Annotated in this window: 23 protein-coding genes; 3 read left to right on the top strand and 20 right to left on the bottom strand. The window is 42.6% G+C overall.

What is annotated here, in order from left to right; genetic code table 11:
* Window positions 1-54: 54 nt before the first annotated feature.
* Window positions 55-1797, top strand: a complete 1743-nt coding sequence (locus tag ACW6PM_RS03875; RefSeq protein WP_456056273.1) for an Rqc2 family fibronectin-binding protein — start codon at window positions 55-57, stop codon at window positions 1795-1797.
* A 92-nt stretch (window positions 1798-1889) separates the two neighbouring features.
* Here the strand turns inward: ACW6PM_RS03875 and recG are convergent, their stop codons facing one another.
* Genes recG through ACW6PM_RS03890 form a run of 3 tightly spaced genes read right to left on the bottom strand, consistent with a single transcriptional unit; the run spans window position 1890 to window position 6073 of the window.
* Window positions 1890-3956, bottom strand: coding sequence for an ATP-dependent DNA helicase RecG (gene recG / locus ACW6PM_RS03880; protein ID WP_456056274.1), 2067 nt, complete (start codon window positions 3954-3956; stop codon window positions 1890-1892).
* A gap of 44 nt (window positions 3957-4000) precedes the next feature.
* Window positions 4001-5698 carry a DAK2 domain-containing protein gene (locus ACW6PM_RS03885; protein ID WP_456056275.1) on the bottom strand — a complete coding sequence of 566 codons (1698 nt, stop codon included), beginning with the start codon at window positions 5696-5698 and terminating at the stop codon, window positions 4001-4003.
* 15 nt (window positions 5699-5713) lie between these two features.
* The gene (locus ACW6PM_RS03890) at window positions 5714-6073 is read right to left on the bottom strand and encodes an Asp23/Gls24 family envelope stress response protein (RefSeq protein WP_015516323.1); all 360 of its coding nucleotides are present in this window, start codon (window positions 6071-6073) and stop codon (window positions 5714-5716) included.
* A 174-nt stretch (window positions 6074-6247) separates the two neighbouring features.
* Here ACW6PM_RS03890 and rpmB point away from each other — a divergent pair, with 174 nt between their 5' ends.
* Complete coding sequence (gene rpmB / locus ACW6PM_RS03895; protein ID WP_015516322.1) at window positions 6248-6433, top strand: 50S ribosomal protein L28; 186 nt, start codon at window positions 6248-6250, stop codon at window positions 6431-6433.
* A gap of 79 nt (window positions 6434-6512) precedes the next feature.
* On the opposite strand, the gene ACW6PM_RS03900 is transcribed toward rpmB, so the two are convergent.
* From ACW6PM_RS03900 to proB, 17 genes are all read right to left on the bottom strand, one after another.
* Window positions 6513-6908, bottom strand: a complete 396-nt coding sequence (locus ACW6PM_RS03900) for a GerW family sporulation protein (RefSeq protein ID WP_012742508.1) — start codon at window positions 6906-6908, stop codon at window positions 6513-6515.
* A gap of 12 nt (window positions 6909-6920) precedes the next feature.
* Entirely contained in the window at window positions 6921-7841 is a 921-nt protein-coding gene (locus ACW6PM_RS03905) for a hypothetical protein (RefSeq protein ID WP_456056276.1), read from the bottom strand.
* Window positions 7842-7845: 4 nt separating this feature from the next.
* Entirely contained in the window at window positions 7846-8166 is a 321-nt protein-coding gene (locus ACW6PM_RS03910; protein ID WP_022293203.1) for a hypothetical protein, read from the bottom strand.
* Between the two features lie 45 nt (window positions 8167-8211).
* On the bottom strand, window positions 8212-8664 hold the full coding sequence (locus tag ACW6PM_RS03915; RefSeq protein ID WP_015516318.1) for an NUDIX hydrolase: 453 nt from the start codon (window positions 8662-8664) through the stop codon (window positions 8212-8214).
* Between the two features lie 114 nt (window positions 8665-8778).
* On the bottom strand, window positions 8779-10257 hold the full coding sequence (locus ACW6PM_RS03920) for a peptidoglycan D,D-transpeptidase FtsI family protein (protein WP_456056277.1): 1479 nt from the start codon (window positions 10255-10257) through the stop codon (window positions 8779-8781).
* On the bottom strand, window positions 10172-11578 hold the full coding sequence (locus tag ACW6PM_RS03925; RefSeq protein ID WP_456056278.1) for an FtsW/RodA/SpoVE family cell cycle protein: 1407 nt from the start codon (window positions 11576-11578) through the stop codon (window positions 10172-10174). The genes ACW6PM_RS03920 and ACW6PM_RS03925 overlap by 86 nt, the downstream gene beginning before the upstream one ends.
* A 1-nt stretch (window position 11579) precedes the next feature.
* Window positions 11580-13706, bottom strand: a complete 2127-nt coding sequence (locus ACW6PM_RS03930; protein WP_456056279.1) for a DUF3656 domain-containing U32 family peptidase — start codon at window positions 13704-13706, stop codon at window positions 11580-11582.
* Between the two features lie 87 nt (window positions 13707-13793).
* Window positions 13794-14267, bottom strand: a complete 474-nt coding sequence (locus ACW6PM_RS03935) for a cell division protein ZapA (RefSeq protein WP_012742500.1) — start codon at window positions 14265-14267, stop codon at window positions 13794-13796.
* Window positions 14268-14383: 116 nt separating this feature from the next.
* Window positions 14384-15376: a Holliday junction branch migration DNA helicase RuvB gene (gene ruvB / locus ACW6PM_RS03940; protein ID WP_308656360.1), complete on the bottom strand. Its 993-nt coding sequence runs from the start codon at window positions 15374-15376 to the stop codon at window positions 14384-14386.
* A 44-nt stretch (window positions 15377-15420) separates the two neighbouring features.
* Window positions 15421-16029 (bottom strand): Holliday junction branch migration protein RuvA, encoded by a 609-nt coding sequence (ruvA, locus tag ACW6PM_RS03945; RefSeq protein WP_448753945.1) that lies wholly within the window; start codon window positions 16027-16029, stop codon window positions 15421-15423.
* Between the two features lie 69 nt (window positions 16030-16098).
* Window positions 16099-16596 carry a Gx transporter family protein gene (locus tag ACW6PM_RS03950; protein WP_456056280.1) on the bottom strand — a complete coding sequence of 166 codons (498 nt, stop codon included), beginning with the start codon at window positions 16594-16596 and terminating at the stop codon, window positions 16099-16101.
* A gap of 33 nt (window positions 16597-16629) precedes the next feature.
* Entirely contained in the window at window positions 16630-17028 is a 399-nt protein-coding gene (locus ACW6PM_RS03955; RefSeq protein WP_456056281.1) for a NusG domain II-containing protein, read from the bottom strand.
* Entirely contained in the window at window positions 17021-18460 is a 1440-nt protein-coding gene (miaB, locus tag ACW6PM_RS03960; protein ID WP_330022536.1) for a tRNA (N6-isopentenyl adenosine(37)-C2)-methylthiotransferase MiaB, read from the bottom strand. Before miaB ends, ACW6PM_RS03955 begins: the two co-directional genes overlap by 8 nt.
* 47 nt (window positions 18461-18507) lie before the next feature.
* A complete protein-coding gene (locus tag ACW6PM_RS03965) occupies window positions 18508-19764 on the bottom strand; it encodes a glutamate-5-semialdehyde dehydrogenase (RefSeq protein ID WP_308668623.1) in 1257 nt (418 codons plus the stop codon).
* Entirely contained in the window at window positions 19757-20332 is a 576-nt protein-coding gene (locus ACW6PM_RS03970; protein WP_456056282.1) for a 5-formyltetrahydrofolate cyclo-ligase, read from the bottom strand. Before ACW6PM_RS03970 ends, ACW6PM_RS03965 begins: the two co-directional genes overlap by 8 nt.
* The gene (locus tag ACW6PM_RS03975; RefSeq protein ID WP_308668625.1) at window positions 20307-20531 is read right to left on the bottom strand and encodes a DUF896 domain-containing protein; all 225 of its coding nucleotides are present in this window, start codon (window positions 20529-20531) and stop codon (window positions 20307-20309) included. Before ACW6PM_RS03975 ends, ACW6PM_RS03970 begins: the two co-directional genes overlap by 26 nt.
* A 31-nt stretch (window positions 20532-20562) precedes the next feature.
* Window positions 20563-21477: a glutamate 5-kinase gene (gene proB, locus ACW6PM_RS03980; RefSeq protein WP_308656352.1), complete on the bottom strand. Its 915-nt coding sequence runs from the start codon at window positions 21475-21477 to the stop codon at window positions 20563-20565.
* A gap of 203 nt (window positions 21478-21680) precedes the next feature.
* Between proB and ACW6PM_RS03985 the strand changes: the two genes are divergently transcribed.
* Window positions 21681-22730 (top strand): FAD:protein FMN transferase, encoded by a 1050-nt coding sequence (locus ACW6PM_RS03985; RefSeq protein WP_456056283.1) that lies wholly within the window; start codon window positions 21681-21683, stop codon window positions 22728-22730.
* Window positions 22731-22834: the final 104 nt, after the last annotated feature.

Consider the following 22834-nt stretch of genomic DNA (forward strand, 5'->3'; position numbering starts at 1 on the left):
ATAGTTTTTGTTTTTGAAGATTTAGAATATTTACCGGAAATAAGGAGGACCATCATGGCTTTAGACGGAATAGTCATTTCAAATATAGTTGCTGAGCTAAACAGCACGATACTAAACTCAAAAATCAGTAAAATTGCAGAACCTGAGGCTGATGAGCTGCTTCTTACCCTGAAGGGCTCAAACGGTTCGTTCAGGCTTTCGATGTCTGCAAGCGCTTCGCTTCCATTCATCTACCTGACACCCACAAATAAGGTAAGCCCTCTCACCGCCCCAACCTTTTGCATGGTTTTAAGAAAGCATATAGCAAACGGACGTATCACAAAAATTTACCAGCCTGGCATGGAGCGTATCATAAACTTTGAAATCGAACACTTAAACGAGATGGGAGATTTATGCCACAAGGTGCTTATTATAGAGCTGATGGGCAAATATTCAAACATCATCTTTACCGATTCCGATGGTACGATAATAGACAGTGCCAAGCGTATTCCCGCATCCGTAAGCTCGGTGCGTGAGGTGCTTCCGGGCAGAGCCTACACCATTCCCGCTACACAGGAGGATAAATATAATCCTCTGACTGTAGATTCGAAGCAGTTTGTGGATATTATATCTGCAAAGCCGCTTAGTATTTCAAAGGCTATCTACTCATCCTTTTCCGGCATCAGCCCCCTTGTGGCAAATGAGCTGGCTCACAGGGCAGGCCTTGACGCAGACTCCCCTGTAGCAGCCTACTCACACGATGAGCTTTTACACCTGGGAAGTAACTTCACCTGGATGATGGATGACATAAAAAATAATCGTTTTACTCCTAATATCGTGCGCGACGGCAACGAGCCAAAGGAATTTGCTTCAATAGAGCTGACCCAGTATGGCGATTTATCGGTCACAAAATATGACTCTATATCAGAGGTTTTAGAGCTTTACTACTCGGAAAGAAACACCTACACCCGTATACGCCAGAAGTCAGCCGACCTGAGAAAACACGTAAATACACTCTTGGAGCGAAACCAGAAAAAATACTCCCTGCAGATGAAGCAGCTTAAGGACTCCGAAAAACGTGAAAAGTATAAGGTATACGGTGAGCTTATCAACGCATTCGGCTACGGACTTACGCCGGATGATAAATTTCTTGAGGCTGCAAACTATTATGATGACAACAAAATCATCAAAATCCCTATCGACAACACAAAAACACCTGCCGAAAACGCACAGAAATACTTTGACAAATACGGAAAGATGAAGCGTACCGCCGAAGCATTAAACGAGCTTATTGTTGAGACAAAGGGGCAGATAGACCACTTGGAGTCCATCCAGAATTCGCTGGACATAGCTTTAAACGCTGACGATCTCGTCCAGATAAAGGATGAGCTGATAGAATACGGTTTTATCAAAAAGGGAAAGAGTGCAAAGAAACAGAAGGTAAAGAGCAAACCCTTCCACTATGTCTCATCCGACGGTTTTGATATGTACGTTGGCAAAAACAACTACCAGAATGACGAGCTCACCTTCAAGCTTGCAACAGGAAACGACTGGTGGTTCCATGCCAAGGGCATGCCGGGCTCACATGTCATCGTTAAGGCCGAAAATAAAGAGCTGCCCGATAGAACCTTCGAGGAGGCCGGCAAGCTCGCAGGCTACTACTCAAAGGGCAAAAATGCCGACAAGGTCGAAATTGACTACCTGCAAAAGAAAAATGTCAAAAAGCCAAACGGGGCCGCAGCCGGCTTTGTCGTGTATTACACAAACTACTCTCTCACGATTCATCCGGATATATCCGATATCAGGCAGATTGAGTAGGCTTATCGCAAATCCGCTTAGAATAAAAAGCTGATATACGCATGCATAATCCTGCATGCTATATCAGCTTTTATTTTTTCCATTTAAGCTTATCATAGATTCATCCGCTTCAATTGTTCTTTTGCAAACTCATCCATTTTCTTTTTAAGTATTCTGTTTTCCGGTGTACAAAGCGCAGGGTCTGCTTCAAGCACTTCATCTACCATCTCAGATGCTTCCTTTAGCACATCGCTGTCCTGATACACATCCGCAAGAGCAAACGCAAGGTCTCCACTCTGCCTGATTCCAAAGAAATCCCCGGGACCTCTGAGCTTTAAGTCCTCGCTTGCAATATAAAAGCCATCATTTGATTTATTCAGTATCTCAAGACGCTTTTTGGATTTCTTTGAATTTGACGAATTGATGAAAATACAATACGACTGTGCATCTCCCCTGCCCACACGGCCTCTTAGCTGATGAAGCTGCGCCAGTCCAAACCTGTCCGCGTTTTCTATCATCATGACGGTTGCATTGGGCACATTCACGCCAACCTCCACAACAGTTGTGGACACCAGCACCTGCGACTCGTTATTTGCAAAGCGCTGCATCACCTCATCCTTCGCCTTGCTCTTCATCCTGCCGTTAAGCACATCTACCGTGATATCCTTTGGCAGTGCCGCTTTAAGCACATTTGCATAATCTGTGACATTTTCCCCTTCCGAGTTTTCAGTTTCCTCCACAAGTGGACATATAACATACGCCTGATGGCCGGCTCTCACCTGCTTAGCAATAAAGCTGTAGGCCTTTGGCCTGAATGCAGTGCCAACCACACAGTTCTTGATGGGAAGCCTCTTTGCAGGCACCTCATTTATGACAGAGATATCCATATCACCGTATATGATTATAGCAAGCGTACGTGGTATCGGAGTGGCACTCATCACAAGAATATGCGGCTTCTTCCCCTTATCGGAAAAGCTCTCTCTCTGCTTCACACCAAATCTGTGCTGCTCATCTGTGATAACAAGCGACAGATTGGAAAAATCCGCTTTCTCCTGTATGAGTGCATGAGTGCCTATAATAAGCGCATTTTTCTCGTTTTCAAGGCGTGCATACGCTTCTCTTTTCTGCTTTGCCGTCATAGAGCCTGTCAAAAGCACAACAGGACTGTCAAGCCCAAACTGACTGACAAGTGAGCAAAACGTCTCATAATGCTGGTTTGCAAGCACCTCCGTCGGAGCCATTATGGCAGACTGATAGCCACATTTTGACGCCCATGCCATAAGAAGAAAAGCAACAATCGTCTTTCCAGAGCCCACATCGCCCTGAATAAGCCTCTGCATCACATAAGGACTTTGCATATCCTGCTTTATCTCTTCTATGGTCTTCTTCTGCGCGCCTGTCAGCTCATACGAAAGCCTCTCAATCAGTCCGTCCACAAAACCATCATCCGTAAACTCAAACTCATTTTTGTCCTTCTGCTGCTTTTTATTCTGATACCGCATGCCCATAATAAAGAGAAAAAACTCATCAAAAACAAGCCGTCTTCTTGCCTCTACAAGCGCATCAAAGTCATCAGGAAAATGTATCTGCTTCATGGCATAGTTATACTCGCAAAAGCCGTATCTGTGCCTTATATCCGCGGGCAGGTAATCTGACAGCAGTGTATCATGTGACAGAGTATCCTTTATTGTCTTCACCATCAGATTGTTTGTCACACCGCTTGTCACGGAATACACAGGCTGGAGCGTATCGCGTATAGCCTCGTACTTTTGCACCTCATACACCACAGGCTGCTCCATCACATATCTGCCGCCCTTTGGCTTAATATGTCCATAAAATATAAGATGCCTTCCCTGCACAAGCTGTGCCTTAAGGTATGGCATGCGGTACCATACAAGCTGTATCATATGCCCGGGCGAGCCGATATCCTGCAATGTAATCTGCATTCTCGCTGTATTTTTCACTACAGGCGCCTTTTTAATCACAGCATGGATGGCATAGGTGCTGCTTTCGTTTACATTATTCAGTTCATCAATATCCGTTATTTCCGGAAACTTTACATAATCCCGGGGAAAATGAAGGAGTATATCACCAACGGTGTATACTCCCATTTTAGCAAATGCTTTTTGTGTTTTTTCCCCGATACCCTTAACTGCGGTAATCGGTGAAGCTATATCCATATTTGCTCCTAAATAAATGTCATTTATCTTTAAATAAAAAGGCTTTACTCTACAGAAATAACATAATAGTAGATCGGCTGTCCGCCATCGTTGACCTCAACCTCTACATCAGGATATTTCTCTTCGATTGCTGTTGCAAGCTCATTAGCTGAGTCCTCATCGGAATCACTTCCGAAATAGATGCTGACAATTGCAGAATCCTCATCCACCATGGCATCTACCATCTCAAGTGTGGTAGCCCTTAAATCTGTTCCAACAGAAAGGATGCTCTTGTCTCCGATTCCCATGAAGTCGTTCTGCTTGATAGTCTTTCCGTCAATCTCAGTATCACGGACTGCATATGTCACCTGTCCAGTCTTGACATTTTCTATCTCAGCCATCATCTGCTCTTTATTCTCCTCGGCACTGTGGTCAGGGATATAATTTACAAGAGCTGTGATACCCTGTGGTATGGTCTTTGTAGGGATAACAATAATCTGCTTATCCTCAACAAGGTCTACTGCCTGGTTTGCAGCCATGATGATGTTCTTATTGTTTGGCAGGATAAATACTGTCTTTGCATTTACATGCTCGATAGCATTGAGCATATCCTCCGTGCTAGGGTTCATGGTCTGACCACCCTCTATGAGATAGTCCACTCCAAGGCCTCTAAACACCTCATTCATACCCTCTCCGATTGAAACAGATACAAAGCCCATTTCCTTTGCAGGCATGTTATTTGTCTTTTCTTCAGCCTGAGCAGCTTCATAAGCCTCTTCCTCAGCCTTCTGCTGTGCTGCAAGCTTCTGTGAATCCTTTATAAGCTTTTCCTGATGCTCCTCACGCATATTGTCAATCTTTATCTTGCTGAGTGAACCGAAGGTAAGTGCCTTCTGCAGTGCAAGTCCAGGGTCGTTTGTATGTACGTGAGTCTTTACGATCTCATCGTCAGCTACAACGACTATAGAGTCACCGATTGACTCGAGGAATGCCTTGTATGCGTGCTCCTCATTGTCTGACATTGGCGCATTGAGCACAATAATAAACTCTGTGCAGTAACCAAACTTAATCTCTGCCTCAGTCTCTGCTGAAATCTTTGCAGGTGCTGCTCCTGCAGGTGCGCCCTCTATTGTATAGTCAATCTCCTTGCCGATAAGGGCATCATATGCTCCCTTTAATACCTGAACAAGTCCCTGTCCGCCCGAATCCACAACGCCTGCCTGCTTTAATACAGGAAGCATCTCCGGTGTCTGGTCAAGCACATACTCAGCCTGCTTAATAACCTCTTCGACAAATGTGACAACATCCTCTGTATCGTCTGACAGCTCAAGAGCCTTTTCTGCTGCGCCCTTTGCCACTGTGAGGATAGTTCCCTCCTTTGGCTTCATAACTGCCTTGTAAGCTGTCTCAACTGCCTTCTGGCATGCCTCGCAAAGAATAGTGACATCTATCTCATCGTATTCCTTTATAACCTTGCAAAAGCCTCTGAAAAGCTGTGATAAGATAACACCCGAGTTTCCTCTGGCACCTCTTAAAGAGCCTGATGAAATAGCCTTTGCAAGCTCTGCCATGGTAGGATCTGTAAGCGAGCTGACCTCCTTGGCCGCAGACATGATTGTCATTGTCATATTTGTTCCGGTATCACCATCCGGTACCGGGAATACATTCAGCTCATTTATCCAGTCCTTTTTTGAATCAAGATTCTTGGCTCCCGCAAGAAACATCCTTGCAAGGAGCTTTGAATTAATGCTTGTGATCTCCACTTTTTGTAGTCCTCCTTAATCAATTACCCTTACGCCCTCAACGTAAATATTGATTTTTGCAATTTTCATTCCTGTAAATGACTCAACCTTGTACTTGACCGTCTCGATAAGATTGTCCGAAACAGTGCCGATTGAAATACCATACGCTACTATTACATGAAAATCAATGGTAATTTCGTTGTTCTCATCTACCTTTACATTTATTCCATGGTTCAGGTAATCTCTCTTTAAAAGCTTTACAAGACCATCCTTCATGTTGACCGCTGCCATGCCTACTATTCCAAAGCACTCTACAGCTACAGAGCCTGCATAGGTTGCAATAACATCTGTATCAATTAAAATTTGTCCATATTGGGTATCCATCTGTCCCTTCATAATATATACCTCCATCATATTGTGACGTAGCTAATGTTATTATACCTTTTTTTTCACAAAAAGCAAATATTTTTATATTTTATCCTTGCATTCTTTATTTTAATCTGATAGAATACATTTGTTGTGAGCTTAAGAGTATGGTAAGCTTAGTGAAATGCAAGGAGGTGCAATATCATGGCAAAATGTGCAATTTGTGAAAAAGGTGTTCATTATGGAAATAATGTCAGCCATTCTCATAGAAGATCAAATCATGTTTGGAAGTCAAACATTAAGAAGGTTTCTTGCAAGGTCAATGGAGTTCCACAGAAGTTATATGTATGTACTTCATGTTTAAGATCTGGCAAAGTTGAGAGAGCTTAGTCTTTATTTTTGAATCTTTTGAATTTTAAAGGACATCCGTTTGGATGTCCTTTTTATTTGCTCTCATACATATATGAAATTAATCCTGCTTATCGTCCTCTTCCTCGTCTGCCTTTATATCGTCGAGATTAAGGTCATCATTTTTTCCTTTTGAAAAACGGCTTACAATATCCGGCACCATATCAAGTATCTTTGTCATGCCGTCCTGATTCTTTACATTGACAAGCTTTGTCTGTCCATTCTGGATAACGAGCACTGCGCTAGGCTGAATCTTTCCGCCCATACCGCCGGCTCCGTTATTTTTCTTTTCTGCCGAAAATGCTCCTGCTGCCACTCCAAACGACACATCCACAAGCGGAAGTATGATTGTATCCCCTATATGAATCGCATCACCGACTACTGTCTTTGTAGTGATAAAGCTGTCCATCCCCTTGAAAAGTGACTCCACTGTGTTGTTGAAACTATTATCTGCCATAATATCTTCCTCCTATCTGCTTATCCTATTATATAATCTGCGGCAGTTTTTATCAAATAAAATTCTAAGTGTTGCCGCTAAAATACTTATTACTATCACATGTCCCTTTATGTCAAAGCTGCCCTTTGCATACGGCTTTTCACTCTCGAAATCAGGTGTGATCCGCCATCTGTTTGTATAGCCGACAGGAAAGCATGCTAAAACACCCAATGAAATGCCGGTTGTATCAGGCGAGCCGGTTGAATAAACCATTGTAAGCCTAAGCCTCCTTGGACATATTCTTTTAAGAATGATAAAAAGCTCTTTTTTAAGATGTGAAAAAGCTTCTTTGTTTCTCTCATCGCCGCATTCTCTTTTAAGCTTTTCTATACCGTTTTTTATTTTATCTGACTTATCTTTAAATTGCTTTTTGTGTGATTTTTCGCTTCGCTTTTTATATGTTTTTCCATCTGTGATATGTTCTGACTCATCTGCCGATATTTTAGGCTCATCTCCGGTGTTTTCACTTACTTTATCTTCTGCTTTATTTTTAGCTGCAGCATCCATAGTGTCATCTTCCAGGGCTTCATAATTATCAGCCCCTGAATCAGCCTCAGCGGGCTTTTCATCATATTCATCATTTTCATAATCAGATTCATAATCTTCATAATCAGAGTCATAATCTTCATAATCAGAGTCAGAATCCTCAAACAGCTTCTTCTTCACAAAAGCAAGCCTTATATATCCGTCAGTCTCCCGTGCATACTCTATATGCAGCGCAAACAAATGAAGAAGCCATGACACATGTGCCTTTACTCTTATGTCTGTATTGTCAAAGCTCCCGACAGCCCTGTACTTAACCGGCACAAACAGTACGCAAAGCACCACTGCAAGTATAAGAGCAAGCACTACAAGGAGTATGATGCCTATGACCTTTAAAATCGTAAATATCATGTATCTAATTCCTCCGTCTGCTCTTTAAATAGCTCTTTACATCAGTTTTACCTGTATTTTCGTACGTCTCCTTAACGATATCGCAGGCCAGCAAAAGTGCCTCATCATAATTGCCCGCTACTGCGATTATGTGCAGATTCTTCTTCGGATATCCCTTTTGCAGTAATTCTCTTGTCGGAATAATATCCAAAAGGTTTTCCTCATTAGACGGAAACGTGATGATGTATGTGTGAAGCATGCCGGCATTATGCTCTATCTTCCACTTGATTTTTTTTATCTTTCCGGTAACAGACTCTCCTACAAATAAATCCTCATACCATTTCATTCTAAAACCTCAAAAAGCAGTTTTTTAAACTGCTTTTTAATAATACTAATAATACTTGTGTGTCCCCCATAAGTTGCTTTTCTTTAAATCCAGATACTCATTGTAAGCCTTCTCAAGTATCTGCTTCTCATTTGCAAACTTAAGCAGATGATACGCCTCATGATACTTGTAAAACCCTGAATCCATGAAATACTCTTCTCTTTGCGGTTTACTATAATAACTTTCGCCCATCATAAGATACCAGTGTACATCCTTTTCCACTGTATCATGCGGCACGGTAAAAGAATAGTGGCTTTTACCCACGTATTGGATTATCGTTGCACTGGCACCGGTCTCCTCTTTCACTTCACGGATTGCAGTGTCCTTGTACTCTTCGTCAGACTCCACTGTCCCCTTGGGCAGTACCCACCCCTCGTACCGGTTCCTGTAGTTCTTGTATAAGAGTAATATTTTGCCACGAAAGATTACCACACCGCCACAGCTCGTTGCTTCTATCATTGCCATTCCTCCAAGTGTGGTTTAAACGCTATCTGTCATTTTCACTAAAATTTGAACGATAACGCTTGTCATTACACTTAAGTATAACCTACTTCTGAAAAAAGTGCAACAAGCCTATTCATTGAAATATTTATCAAATACCTTTTTTGCTACCGGCACCGCATATGTGCTTCCGGCACCCGAATCCTCCACAACCACTGCGATTGCCAGATCATTGTAGCCGTCCTTTTTTCCATAGCCCACAAACCAGGCATTGGTCTGGTCTGTAGAGTCTGAGACCTGGGCAGTTCCGGTCTTTCCAAAGGCCTCATAGCTTTGGTTGCTTAGCTTTGTGCCTGTTCCATCGGATACAACTGCCGCCATAAGATTCTGAAGAAATGCCGCCTGATCCTTTGACATAAGCTGCTTGTACGAAGCCGGTTTATTCTGCTCCACAAGCGCACCGCTTGCATTTTCCGTATGGTCTACCAGATATGGTCTCATCAGATTGCCGTCATTGCAGATTGCACCGGCGATCATGCACATGTGAAGCGGTGAAACAAGCGTATTTCCCTGACCTATCGCAGTCTGCATGGTCAGTGCTGATGTAGCATTGTTATCAAGCGCAAACTTACTCTTTTTTGAATCAAAGGCTATAGGCAGATCCTTGTTGAAAAGCATATCGTCACACAAGGTATTAAGCTTATTGTTGTCCACCAAAAGACCTATATTGGAAAAGGACGAGTTGCATGACTTTGCAAACGACTTTGTTAAGTCCTCCTGTCCGTGTGATTTATTTCCGGCGCAGTGAATTGTAAAGCCATCCTCAGTGATACTGCCGTCACAGTCAAAGCTGTAGTCGTTGTATGTGGACGGATTTTCGTTATAATACTCAAGTGCTGTAAAAATCTTAAACACCGAGCCCGGGGCATACTGTCCCTGTGTTGCCCTGTTGTAAAGAGCTGTGCTGCCCTCACCGTTTACACTCTCCCAGTCACTTGCTATAGTATTTGGGTCATAATCAGGCTTTGACACCATAACTGCAATCTTTCCTGTTTTCGGCTCAATTGCAATAACAGCACCATCGTAATCTCCAAGCGCCTTATAGGCTGCTGCCTGTGCCTCATAATCCAGTGTGGTTATGACATTGTCACCGGTATTTTTCTTGCCGCTTATATCATTTACTATCTGGTCAAGAAAAAACTCATGCGAGCGAAGCAATGAGAAATTTTCCTGCTTTTCAAGCCCTGCCTTACCGTTTACGGCAAAGCCTGCCACATGCGCAAACATTCTGCCGTCAGGGTATTCCCTGGTCTCAGACGCATCTGAAGCTACCTTTGTCTGTGCAATGACATGCCCATCCTTAGTCTGTATCTCGCCTCTCACCACGTTCTTGGAGAAAAGATCCTGCAGCGAATTGTAAGGGCTGTTGATGAATTCGTCGCTTTTTACAAACTGGAAATATAAGAAATAACCTATCAATCCAACAAAAACTATAAGGAAAAAATATGTAACAACCGCATACTCTCTATTTCTGTGTCTTCGTGCTGTTTTTGCCGCCTGCTGTCTGCTTTTGTCTGTTTTTTGTTTCGTGACTCTTTCGTCTCTTGTCATCTATATTTCTCCTTTTTTCAGGGGCTGCCTGCATAATATACATACCCTGTATCATTCCAAAAATAATCATCGTAGATAGAAGCGAGCTGCCGCCGTAGCTCACAAGCGGTAACGTCACACCGGTCATCGGTATAAACTTGGTAGAGCCGCCGACAGTTAAAAGCACCTGCAGCGCATACACGCTGCCAAGTCCCAGCGCTACATACTTGTAAAACGTATCCTTCATCTGCATGGAAAGATTAAATATCATAAGAAAGCAGCTCACACAAACCATGATGAGGCAGATGGCAAATATACCGCCCATCTCCTCTGAGATAGCCGCTATGATAAAGTCCTTTGACACAATAGGTATCTTATTCGGCAGTCCCTGTCCCAGTCCAAAGCCAAACAGACCGCCTGTACCTATGGCAAAGAGCGACTGGCACACCTGATAGCCGGCCTTGTCTATGACAGAAAGTGGATCAAGCCATGCAACAATTCTGTTCTTCACATGAGAAAACAGATGATAGCCGCCGTACATTCCAAGCCCCACAAACGCAAGTCCTCCGGCAAAAATATAAAGCTTTTTTGTCGCAACATAAATCATGACCAGGTATGTAAAGAAATATAAAAGCGCTCCACCGAGATCGTTTGATGCAACAAGAATCAATACAAACACTGCCGATACGCCGCTTGTTATGGCAAGCTGCTTTAAATCTGTTGATTTATACAGCATGGATGCTATAAAAAATACAAAAAGTATCTTCACAAACTCAGACGGCTGAATCGAAACAGGACCAAAGGTCAAAGAAAGCTTTGCACCCCTGCTCGCCACACCTACCACAAGCACTGACAAGAGTCCGACTATTCCCACACCAGCATATGTCCATGTCAGTTTTCTAAACATCGTGCCCTTTTGCATGATAAGCGGTATAAAAAACGCAAATATCGCTCCGGCAAGCACAAAGACGAACTGTCTTAATGCCTTGTCGAACGAAATTCTCGTTAAAATAATCATGCTTATGCAAAGCATCATCACCATGTTGTTGAGCACAAGCTCTGAGGCATTCTTATAAAACTTATGATAAATCAAATAAATTGATTCAAAAAGCACAAGCTGTGCTATATAAAAGCCTATTATCTTTGTATCCATTGTCGTGACAAAGAGCACCAAAAAACCATCCAAATGAATCAGAAACATATAAAATCTCTGCAGATTATATATATGCCTCTGCTTTTTCGGCTTGTCAGGATACTTGAATAAATGAAAGCATAAAAAAGTATATATGAGAAAAAGTATTATCATAATATACTTAGAAAGCTGTACTATCAGATGTACCATGTTATTCTACTCCTCTTTTGTAATGTCCGTTTGTATATTCAGCTGCCTTATCCTCCATAACCGCCTTAATCTGCTTTGGAGTCTCGATTGTAAAGCTGTATCTAAAGCTCCTGATACCGGCGTCCTTAAGCTTACCTATGTTCTTTGTGAGCATGGTTGGCAGCGAATTATATATTGTATTATAGCACTCCCTGCAGTTGTTACAAACCGCAAAGGATTTATTGTACCTATCCTTTAAGTATATAAGCTCTTGCTTTTTGTCACAGCCCTTTGTATTTTTGTGCACACAGTTAGCGGTGGTCATAAGCGGATAATATCCGTAGACTATCATCTGCGAGCCTATATTGTTTCTGTGCATAATCTCCCTTGAATTGAGCTCAAGCGGCACTGTATCGCCACTTACCCCGTGCTCAAAAAACACACTCTTTGCGGCATCATTAAAGGTATACATATTGTGGTCTATAATAATCTTTTTACCTGTAAACAGATTTTCTGCCAGATAAAGCTCCTCGTAGTTTTTCACCACAAAGCCCTCGAAACTAACCTTATCAAGCTCTTTTGCGATAGAGACAAAATAATCGGATGAATCCGCCCTGAATATCGTAGGAAGCATTAGATACACTTTTTTATTTTGCTTTGTAAGGCTTAGCACATCATCTGCAAACTGCTGTATCAGAGTCTTCCTGTCGTACATGTCAAAATCCAGATAAAATACATCAAAGCAGTCATAGCTCATGAGTGTTTCAAGCTGCTTGCGTGTCATACACGAGCATATGGTGGTGTAATCCTTTACATTTACAGCTTCATCTCCATGTGCTGCGTCGCTTTTTACGACATGTTCAGGAAGCTCACACAGACTTGACATATCGGCATATCGCGCGTCATCCCTGTAATACTTTTCCAACAGTTTATCACTTAACCCCAAAATTGCATCACGTCGCAGCTTATTTAGTGCTCCGTTTGGCACAAATACGTTTTCTCCGATTTGAGCATCAATATGTGAGAACTCAAACTCTGTATCACCGGTTTTGCGTATCCTGTCGATTGCCGCCTTTTTATCAAGCGGTGCCTTAAGTGCGGCGCTGACAGGTTCTATTGAGGCTTGGTATGCCACATCACCTCTTTTTACAGTGAGACTTCCCGGCTCGCCCTCTCTTAAAACAAGCGCTCCCTCTATCGAAAGCTTTCTTTTTTCCGGCAAAGGCTCTGCTGCCTTTGAAACAAAATTCGGCTTCACATAAGTCACCATATCAGAGCCATTATGGTCAAAATAATACCTGTCTGTAAAGCCACAGCGGTTTCCAAGCGCCTTTATTCTGTCATAATCTGCATCGGTAACAGGCTTCATGCTGTCAATATAGCTTCTGTAGTATTTTACCACTCCGCATGCATACTCAAGCTGCTTCATGCGGCCCTCAATCTTTAGCGAATAAACACCCGCCTCATGCAGCTTGTCAAGTGACTTTATACCACACATATCCTTAAGGCTTAAAATGTATTCATCCTTTTTGCCCTCCACTGTATACGGCAGTCTGCAGGGCTGTGCACAGCGGCCTCTGTTACCGCTTCTACCGCCTAAAATACTGCTGAAAAGGCACTGTCCTGAATATGAATAGCACAGTGCTCCGTGAACAAAGGCTTCAAGCTCCATGCCTGTTTCCTCATGTATGCGCTTCATCTCGGCTAGAGAAACCTCCCTCGCCATGACCACGCGCGTCACTCCAAACTGTGAAAGAAATCGCACTCCGTCTGCTCCCGTCACCGTCATCTGTGTACTCGTATGTATCTCCATTGACGGAAAATACTCATGGATAGCCTTCACCACGCCAAGGTCCTGCACTATCACTGCGTCAAGACCTCTTTTGTAGTATGGAAGCAGGTAGTCGTAGAGCTTTGAAAACTCACTATTTTTAATAAGCGTATTGACGGTCAGATACACCTTTACTCCCCGTAAATGTGCAAAATCAATTGCCTCTAAAAGCTCCTCCTCTGTGAAGTTATTGGCATATGCCCTGGCTCCAAACATGCTTCCGCCCACATACACAGCATCGGCGCCGCTTTCTATCACACCCTTAAATATCTCAAGGCTTCCTGCCGGTGCAAGCAGTTCAAAATCTTTATTTCTCATATATTTCCTCATATAGATGATTATTTGATATCATATAAACCCGCAATAAAATAGGGAACAGTGTACGATAACTGTTCCCTTTTATTGCTATTTATCGCTACTGTCATTTGCCCCTTTAGAAGCATGTGCAGATTTTTTAACAGGCTTTTTTCCATCAAGAAGTGACTCCTCAAGAGTTGCCTCAAGTCTCGCCTTGTTGAGTAAAAGCTCCTTGTTTTGTGCCTCAAGCTCCTTCATGCTCGCCTCGGCATTCTCGGTCTTCACCTGATTGGAAATTAAATCATGTTTTAAATCGTATATTTCCTTATCCTTATTCTCAATATCACCCTCGAGCTTTTCGACAAGTGCCTTTGCCTTGAAATAATCATCTGCAATATTGAGCTCGATAAGTGTGCTCTTCATATTGCCCGGAAGATGCTTATACTCATCCATATCATCAAACTCTGCAATCTTGTTGTTGATGTATGCCGCAACCTTCTGTAAATATTCCTCATTCTCATATCCTGACAGTGTGTAAACCTTTCCGTCTATTACCACCTCGGCATTTGTTTTTGCAGACATTTAATCATCCTCCGTTTTCACATTTATTCAAACCAGCAATATTAATATTAACGTTACTATCAATTTCAATATAAAATACTTAATTATTATATGCCTTATAGATATAAATTGCAACTTTAAGCCCTTTTTCTCTCAAAATGCTCAAAGGCAAGGTCTGTCGCCACACGTCCCTTTGGCGTGCGGTTAATGAAACCATTCTTCACCAGATACGGCTCGTAAACATCCTCAATGGTTCCGGCATCCTCACCTATTGCCGCCGCAAGCGTATCAAGTCCTACCGGACCTCCCGCAAACTTGTCAATGATAGTGAGAAGTATATTTCTGTCATTCAAATCCAGTCCGTACTTGTCCACCTCCAAAAGATCCAGTGCAAAGCTTGCCACATCATAGGTGATTTTGCCGTCATATTTGACCTGTGCAAAATCCCTGACACGCTTTAATAGTCTGTTTGCAAGTCTTGGCGTGCCTCTTGAGCGTCTTGCCATCTCGTAGGCTCCCTTGTCATCTATCTCAACTCCAAGCACCCTTGCTGAATTGATGATAATCTGCTTTAACTCATCGACAGTGTAAAATTCCATGTGATTTACCACACCAAATCTGTCTCTAAGAGGTGCCGACAGCATGCCTGCCCTCGTTGTTGCTCCTACGAGTGTGAATTTTGGCAGGTTGAATCTGATTGACTTTGCAGACTCGCCCTTACCTATCATGATATCTATGGCATAGTCCTCCATGGCAGGATAGAGCACCTCCTCCACCTGACGGTTTAGTCTGTGGATCTCATCGACAAACAGTATGTCTCCCTCAGAAAGTCCGTTGAGTATGGCTGCCATCTCTCCCGGCTTACCTATTGCAGGGCCTGAGGTCACCTTTATCTTTGTGCCCATCTCATTTGCAATGATTCCCGCAAGTGTTGTCTTTCCAAGCCCCGGAGGTCCGTAAAACAGCACATGATCGAGCGCCTCGCCCCTTGATTTTGCAGCTTCTATATATATTTTTAAATTGTCCTTTATCTTCTGCTGACCGATATAGTCATCAAAATACATAGGACGCAGGGATTTTTCTATCTTTATGTCCTCTTCCTGCAATTGTGTGGAAATTACTCTTTTCACGTTTTGTTCCCCGTTTCTGTTTTAAGCCCTACAGCTTTTATCAATCAGCCCATATTTTTGAGCGCAAGCTTTAATACGTCCTCTACATCCATATCCTCTGTGATATCAACCTTGGACACTGCCTTAAGGCTCTCCGTAGATGAGTATCCAAGCGCATTAAGTGCCATTACTGCATCATTTTTTACAGTGCTGTTCATGGATGCAGCGACACCTGAAGCCTGATTCTCAAGCTTCTTTTCAAATGCATCCTCAAGCGACAGCTTATCCTTTAAATCAAGGATTACTCTCTGAGCTGTCTTTGCACCTATTCCCGGCGCCTTTGATATAGCCTTTGAGTCTCCCGATAAAATAGCAAAACGCAAATCATCGGCTGACAGAGTTGACAGAATCGCAAGACCTCCCTTCGGTCCGATTCCGCTGACTGTAATTAATAGCTTAAAAATCTCAAGATCATCCTTACTCAAAAAGCCATAAAGTATCATGGCATCCTCCCTGACACACAGATAGGTGTATATTTTTACATCCTCTCCCTCGTCAGGCAGCATGTCAAAATACTGTGTAGGTATGTATACGAGATAGCCTACACCAGCTGCCTCCACCACAATGCTGTCTATATTTTTTTCTGCAAGCTCACCTTTTATATATGCGTACATTGAATCCTTCTGCTACAAACAGCAGCTCCTTTATTTATTAAATATCGTAACTATTACAGCCCATTAAAACTACACATGAAAGCTGTCAGAAATCCTCAAAAGCACCTGTGATGCTACTATTCCGATCACAAGTCCCGTGATGCATCCCGCCACAAGAAGCACCGGAATATAATACACCACGCTGTAGGTTGACAAAACTATAGCCGCAACTATTATCTGTCCTATATTGTGGCACACTCCACCGACCAGACTTATTGAGACAGAACTGAATTTATCTAATTTTTTTAGCAGATACATCACAATGAAGCTCAGTATACAGCCTGCCAGTGAATATATGATACTGAACGCATTTCCAAACATAAAGCCCGAAAGCACCGCCCGGAATACACATAGCAACAAGGTCTCTGTGGGCGATGCTATATAAAGCATGATTACGGTCACTATATTTGTAAGACCAAGCTTTACTCCCGGTATGCCTACCGCAAACGGTATAAGCGACTCAACATAGCTTAGCACCAGTGCCAGTGCCATAAGCATACCAAGGTATGCAATTTTTCTGGTTTTCATTTATCTCATTTCTTTCTATAAAATATCCGGATATCACTTTGATATGGAATCTATATCGGATTTCGTGTCGCTTTTTACCGTCACAACAACCTTGTTCGGCAGACAGATAATCGACTCGCCCTCATTTGATATCGCCTTCTGCTTTACACACAGATGATCCGGACAGTCGGCAGCAGTCACATCAGCCACACCATCCTTTATGACAAGGGTGTTTGTGACATCACCATCAACGTTTTTTATCTCAATTGTATCATCCTTTGAAAGCGGATATGTGCCATAGACCTTTCCATCAACAGTTACCTTGACGCATGCATCGCCGTTCGTATCCTGCCCATTTAAATATACAAGCTTCCATACAAGAAGCAGGGCGACAGAGATAATTACAATAACCGATATCAGGATTATATCATTTCTGCCAAAACGCTTACGCATCCTCTTCTATCTCTCCCATATAGTAAAAGCCTCTGCACTCATCGAGCTTCACATTGTAGATATTTCCAATCATATCCTTTGTACCCGGAAAATGTACTATCGAATTGTTGTCCATACGACCGGTCACATAGCCCTCCTTCTGGTCATCCATCTCCTCAGCAAGCACCGGCACCACTTTGCCCTCATAGCATTTTGCCTTTTCTGATGAGATTGTCTGAACCTCCTTTAAGAGTCTGTCAAACCTGTCCTTGACCACATCATCAGGCACCTGATTCTCCATAGTGGCAGCACGTGTGCCTGTTCTCTTTGAATAAATAAATGTAAAAGCACTGTCGTATCTGACCTGCTTGACAACATCCATTGTCTCAAGGAAATCTTCCTCAGTCTCACCCGGGAAGCCCACAATGATGTCAGTTGTGATTGCAATATCAGGAATCTGCTCACGAAGTCTCTTTACCTCGTCGAGATACTTCTCCTTGTCATAGTGCCTGTTCATCTCCTTAAGCACCCTTGAGCTTCCTGACTGAAGCGGCAGATGCATATGCTTGCACACCTTGTCGCACTCCTTTATTGCCATAATCAGGTCATCCGACAAATCCTTTGGATGAGATGTCATAAAACGTATTCTCTTAAGCCCTTCAATCTTATTAACCTCGCGAAGAAGCTCCGCAAAGGTTATAGGATTGTCAAGTGTTTTACCATATGAGTTGACATTCTGTCCAAGAAGCATTATCTCACACACTCCGTCTGAGACAAGCTTTTCTATCTCTCTTATGATATCCTTAGGCTCCCTGCTTCTCTCCCGGCCTCTTACATATGGCACGATACAATAGCTGCAGAAATTGTTGCAGCCAAACATGATATTGACACCTGATTTGAAAGAAAACTTTCTCTTCACCGGCAGATCCTCGACAATCTGGTTGGTATCCTTCCATATGTCAATCACCTGTGAGCCTGACTCGATATTGTTGCATAAAATCTCTGCAAACTTGAATATATTGTGGGTTCCGAATACGATATCTACAAACTTATAGTGCTTTTTAATATTTTCAACAACCTCAGGCTCCTGCATCATGCAGCCGCAGAGAGCAATCTTCATCAGAGGATTCTTTTTCTTGTAGTTTTGCAGATAGCCCAGTCTGCCGTACACCTTGTTGTTGGCATTCTCACGTACGGTACAGGTGTTGTATACAATGAAATCCGAATGCTCATCAGTTCCTTCCACATAGCCGATCTGCTCGAGTATTCCGACAAGCTTTTCTGAGTCGCGGGCGTTCATCTGACACCCGAAGGTCTTTACGAAATAAGTCATTGGACGGCCGATTTCTTTAGATTTCTTTTCGACAAAATCCTTTGCCTTTGCCATGTAGTAATACTGTCTCTCCGGCTCATGACCCGGTGGTGTCTTTGTTATATCTATATCATAGCTCATGTTATATTATATTTCCTCTCAAATTAAATCTATTATACTTTAGCTGACTATTCCCTTATCTGACCACTGCCGTAAATGATATACTTATAGCTTGTCAGTGCTTCAAGCCCCATAGGTCCCCTTGCGTGAAGCTTCTGTGTGCTGATTCCAATCTCAGCTCCAAAGCCGAATTCATTTCCATCGGAAAATCTGGTTGAGGCATTTACATAAACGCAGGCAGCATCTATCTCATTTAAAAACTTCTGTGCGTTGTCATAATCATTTGTGACGATTGCCTCTGAATGTGATGTATTGTATCTGTTTATATGCTCGATTGCCTCATCAATACTGTCAACAATCTTTACAGACATGATGTAATCAAGATACTCCATGCCCCAGTCATCGGAAGAAGCCTCTGTCACATCGTCTCTTCCAGCAAGAATTGCCTGTGCTCTTTCATCACAGCGAAGCTGTACATGATGCTCTCTCAGCTTATCGTACAGCTTTGGCAGAAACTCCTCTGCTATGGCACTGTGTACCACAATCGACTCGCATGCATTGCAGACACTGATTCTCTGTGTCTTGGCATTGTTTATAATATTGACAGCCATATCAAAGTCAGCATCCTTGTCTACATATACATGGCAGTTGCCTGTACCGGTCTGGATGACAGGAATTGTTGCATTTTTGACAACATTCTGGATGAGTCCCGCCCCGCCTCTTGGTATGAGCACATCCACATACTGATCCATCTTCATAAATGCATTCGTGGTTTCTCTGTCTGTTGACTCAATAAGTGCAAGTGCAGCATCAGAAACCAAATTGTCCGTCAAAGCCTTTTTTAAAGCCTTTACTATTGCGATATTGGTATTTATCGCATCACTTCCACCCTTTAATATGACACAGTTACCTGTCTTAAAGCACAGACCAAAGGCATCTGATGTGACATTTGGGCGCGCCTCAAAGATGATGCCCACAACACCGATTGCAACTCTTCTTTTTCCGATAATAAGACCATTAGGACGCTTTGCCATAGACATCACTTCCCCTATTGGGTCTGCAAGCTTTGCTATCTGTCTGAGTCCGTCAGCCATGCCAAGGAGCCTGTCATGATCGAGCGAGAGCCTGTCAATCATGCTCTTTGCCTTCATATTTTCCTCTGCTGTTGCCACATCCCTTTTGTTTGCCTCAAGGATTTCTGCCTCTGCCTTAAGCAGATTGTCCGCCGCATCGTTTAACACCTTATTCTTGATATCAGTATCAAGAGTTCCTATCTTTACTCTGGCCTCATATGCATCCGCACAAATTTTTTCTAAATCAGTCATCAATAAACACCTCTCTCTTATCTGTTATTACCCCATCTAAGGGTACGTCATATTCATCTTCAAACGTCACGTTACCAAGTAACTGGAAATCGTAGCCCACTCCAACTGCCATAACAGTGTCTCTTTTTGTAAAAGACGATAAATATCTGTCATAAAAGCCCTTTCCATAACCGATTCTGTAACCGGTATAAGAAAAACCAAGCCCCGGCACTATCATAAGCGCCCTGCCATCCGCTTGCGTATACTCATGCGTCATATCAGGCTCATTAATATTAAATGAGCCACAATTAAGCTCATCAAGGCTTCTTACCCTGTAAAAGGACATTTCATCGCCACAAACCCTCGGATAATATATTCTTTTTGCTTTGTTGATTAAATAGGTAAAATACTCATCTGTATTCACTTCATTTCTGATAGCCGAATACAAAAGTATGTTGTCATAGTCTCTATCAAGCTCCAAAGCTATGAGCCTTTTATAAATTTCATGGCTCATACTGCGGCACTCATCAGCACCCAGAAGGCTTCTTTGCTTTTTTAGCCTGCTACGAATTTCTTTTTTTGTTTCCATATTTCTCGCCGAGGTTCTCAACCGAACCATCATCATTTACCATATCGATATTGTTGAGCTGGTTTCTTAAATTCTTCTTCACACTGGCTATATACTCCTTGCGCAAAAGATCCTGCTCCTTTTTCTCTGCCTCTGAAAGCCCCTCTGCCTGTGACTTCCTGTAAAGCTCATTGATTCTTTGTATTTTCTCCTGTGTCATAGCACTCTCCTGATTTCAAATTTATAGCTGATTACTGGCCGCCTGTAGATGTAGGCGCCATCTCTCTTTGTATATAATCCGCAAGCACAAATTCTGCATCCTTTGCCCTGTGGAAAAGTGTTCCTGTATATCTGTCATTCATAATGTCATATAAGATTCCCATGTTGCCGCCGTTTGCGATAATCATATCTGCGCCGGAATATGTGGCAATCTTTGCCGCTGTAAGCTTTGTCGCCATGCCGCCTGTTCCGACATCGCTGCCGGTTGATGACTTTGCCATGCCAAGTATTTTCCTGTCAAGCGTATCAACCTCTCTGATAAGCTTTGCATCCGGATTGTCATGAGGATCATCGGAATACAGTCCGTCTATATCGGAAAGCAATATGAGCAGATCTGCCTTCGTGATTGATGTAACAATGGCAGACAGTGTATCATTGTCACCAAACTGCATCTCGTATGTACTTACCGTGTCATTTTCATTGACAATCGGCACCACATTCAGATCAAAAAGCTCCTCAAACGTATTCATAACATTGCGTCTGGAAACAGGATTGACTATGGTGTTCTTTGTCATGAGCACCTGTCCGGAATTCTGATTGTACTCGGAAAAAAGCTTCTGATATGTCATCATAAGCCTTCCCTGTCCAACTGCGGCGCACGCCTGCTTTATCGAAATATCACTCGGGCGCTCCTTTATGCCTATCACATCACGGCCAACCGCTATGGCACCGGAGCTTACGAGGCACACATCCATTCCGCTGTTTCTGTAATCACATATCGAGCGCACCAGACGCTCCATCTTTGAAAAATTGAGGCTTCCTGTCTCCGCATGTGTCAGCGTCGAAGAGCCTATCTTTATTACTACTCTTTTATAATTGTCTAAAAAACTCATTTCTATCATCTTTCCTATTGTAAGTCTAAATGCATACATAATCATATTACGCATACATTTACTACTTTACCATATATTCATGCAAAATACAAAATCATTTTTACTACTGTCTCATTTTTTTATTTTGTGTTATTATATTTCTGTTGCTTTCGGCTTTATATTTCATAAAGCCCTGACGCAAAGTTATATTTATGCTTTTACTATTTAAGCTTTTACTATAAATAATTTACAACCAGGAAATTTATAAAGGATGCGCTATGAAAAATAAATTAAAACACCTTATCCCTGTCCTTTTGGTGCTTGCTGCAATAACAGGCAGCCTGTCGGCTTGTGAATCAAAGCCCAATGATCAGCAGAAGGTTTCCAAACAGGGCTTCTACTTTGACACTATAATACAGATTACGCTTTATGGCACCACTGATGAAAAATACATAGACGGCTGCTTTGATATGGCAAAGAAATATGAGGATATGCTGTCAAACACGGTTAGTGACTCAGAGGTTAGCAGGATAAATGCCGCTGCTGGCAAAGAATATGTCACAGTAAGCGATGATACGCTTGAGCTTATCAAAAAGGGCATTGAGTACGGTGACACAAGTGACGGCAGGTTTGACATCACTATAGGAAAGCTCTCTGATTTGTGGAATTTTTCAGAAATAGCTGAAAATACAGACTCTAAAGACAACGAGGTGGATGCATCTGTCGTTCCGTCGGATACGCAGATACAAGGCGAGCTGTCACATGTAAATTACCGCAATATACAAATTAACGGAAACTCTGTGATGCTCACCGATTCCGAAGCAAAGCTTGACCTTGGCGGAATCGCAAAGGGCTTTATCGCCGATAAAATGAAGGCTTATTTACAGTCAAAAAAAATCACCTCGGGCATCATAAACCTGGGCGGTAACGTCCTCACAATCGGGGAAAAATCGGACAGAAGTGATTATACAGTCGGCATCCAGAAGCCCTTCGACGAGAGCGGCGAGCCGATATGCACTGTCAAAATCAAGGACAAATCCGTCGTCACCTCCGGCATCTACGAGCGCTACTACAGAGTAGACGGTAAGCTATATCACCATATACTGGACACCACAACCGGCTATCCTGTCAAAAACAATCTGTACTCTGTCACCATCATAAGCGACTCCTCCTGCGATGGGGATGCCTTAAGCACCACATGCTTTGCTCTTGGCATCGATAAGGCAAAGGAGCTTATAAATTCCCTTTCCGGTGTTGAAGCAATATTCGTGACAGATGATTATAGTATCGTCACAACCTCTGATGAATATGACGTAAGCACAAATTAGCTGCCTAAAACTTATCCAATATGATTCCAACCTTATAATTTACTATTAACTAAGTAACTTTTAACATTAATTAAAAAGCTGCCACACATCATAATGATATGTGA

Source organism: Agathobacter sp. (assembly GCF_977054825.1).

Bases quoted from the DNA above. Each gene is read 5' to 3' on its own strand.
- ACW6PM_RS03905 (WP_456056276.1), bottom strand. From the start codon at position 7,841: ATGATATTTACGATTTTAAAGGTCATAGGCATCATACTCCTTGTAGTG.
- ACW6PM_RS03935 (WP_012742500.1), bottom strand. From the start codon at position 14,267: ATGTCTGCAAAAACAAATGCCGAGGTGGTAATAGACGGAAAGGTTTAC.
- ACW6PM_RS03900 (WP_012742508.1), bottom strand. From the start codon at position 6,908: ATGGCAGATAATAGTTTCAACAACACAGTGGAGTCACTTTTCAAGGGG.
- ACW6PM_RS03910 (WP_022293203.1), bottom strand. From the start codon at position 8,166: ATGAAATGGTATGAGGATTTATTTGTAGGAGAGTCTGTTACCGGAAAG.
- ACW6PM_RS03970 (WP_456056282.1), bottom strand. From the start codon at position 20,332: ATGGAAACAAAAAAAGAAATTCGTAGCAGGCTAAAAAAGCAAAGAAGC.
- recG (WP_456056274.1), bottom strand. From the start codon at position 3,956: ATGGATATAGCTTCACCGATTACCGCAGTTAAGGGTATCGGGGAAAAA.
- ACW6PM_RS03955 (WP_456056281.1), bottom strand. From the start codon at position 17,028: ATGCGTAAGCGTTTTGGCAGAAATGATATAATCCTGATATCGGTTATT.
- ACW6PM_RS03915 (WP_015516318.1), bottom strand. From the start codon at position 8,664: ATGATAGAAGCAACGAGCTGTGGCGGTGTGGTAATCTTTCGTGGCAAA.
- ACW6PM_RS03875 (WP_456056273.1), top strand. From the start codon at position 55: ATGGCTTTAGACGGAATAGTCATTTCAAATATAGTTGCTGAGCTAAAC.
- ACW6PM_RS03930 (WP_456056279.1), bottom strand. From the start codon at position 13,706: ATGAGAAATAAAGATTTTGAACTGCTTGCACCGGCAGGAAGCCTTGAG.
- ACW6PM_RS03925 (WP_456056278.1), bottom strand. From the start codon at position 11,578: ATGGTACATCTGATAGTACAGCTTTCTAAGTATATTATGATAATACTT.
- ACW6PM_RS03985 (WP_456056283.1), top strand. From the start codon at position 21,681: ATGAAAAATAAATTAAAACACCTTATCCCTGTCCTTTTGGTGCTTGCT.
- miaB (WP_330022536.1), bottom strand. From the start codon at position 18,460: ATGAGCTATGATATAGATATAACAAAGACACCACCGGGTCATGAGCCG.
- ACW6PM_RS03950 (WP_456056280.1), bottom strand. From the start codon at position 16,596: ATGAAAACCAGAAAAATTGCATACCTTGGTATGCTTATGGCACTGGCA.
- proB (WP_308656352.1), bottom strand. From the start codon at position 21,477: ATGCGTAATATGATTATGTATGCATTTAGACTTACAATAGGAAAGATG.
- ruvA (WP_448753945.1), bottom strand. From the start codon at position 16,029: ATGTACGCATATATAAAAGGTGAGCTTGCAGAAAAAAATATAGACAGC.
- rpmB (WP_015516322.1), top strand. From the start codon at position 6,248: ATGGCAAAATGTGCAATTTGTGAAAAAGGTGTTCATTATGGAAATAAT.
- ACW6PM_RS03965 (WP_308668623.1), bottom strand. From the start codon at position 19,764: ATGACTGATTTAGAAAAAATTTGTGCGGATGCATATGAGGCCAGAGTA.
- ACW6PM_RS03975 (WP_308668625.1), bottom strand. From the start codon at position 20,531: ATGACACAGGAGAAAATACAAAGAATCAATGAGCTTTACAGGAAGTCA.
- ACW6PM_RS03890 (WP_015516323.1), bottom strand. From the start codon at position 6,073: ATGAAGGGACAGATGGATACCCAATATGGACAAATTTTAATTGATACA.
- ACW6PM_RS03920 (WP_456056277.1), bottom strand. From the start codon at position 10,257: ATGACAAGAGACGAAAGAGTCACGAAACAAAAAACAGACAAAAGCAGA.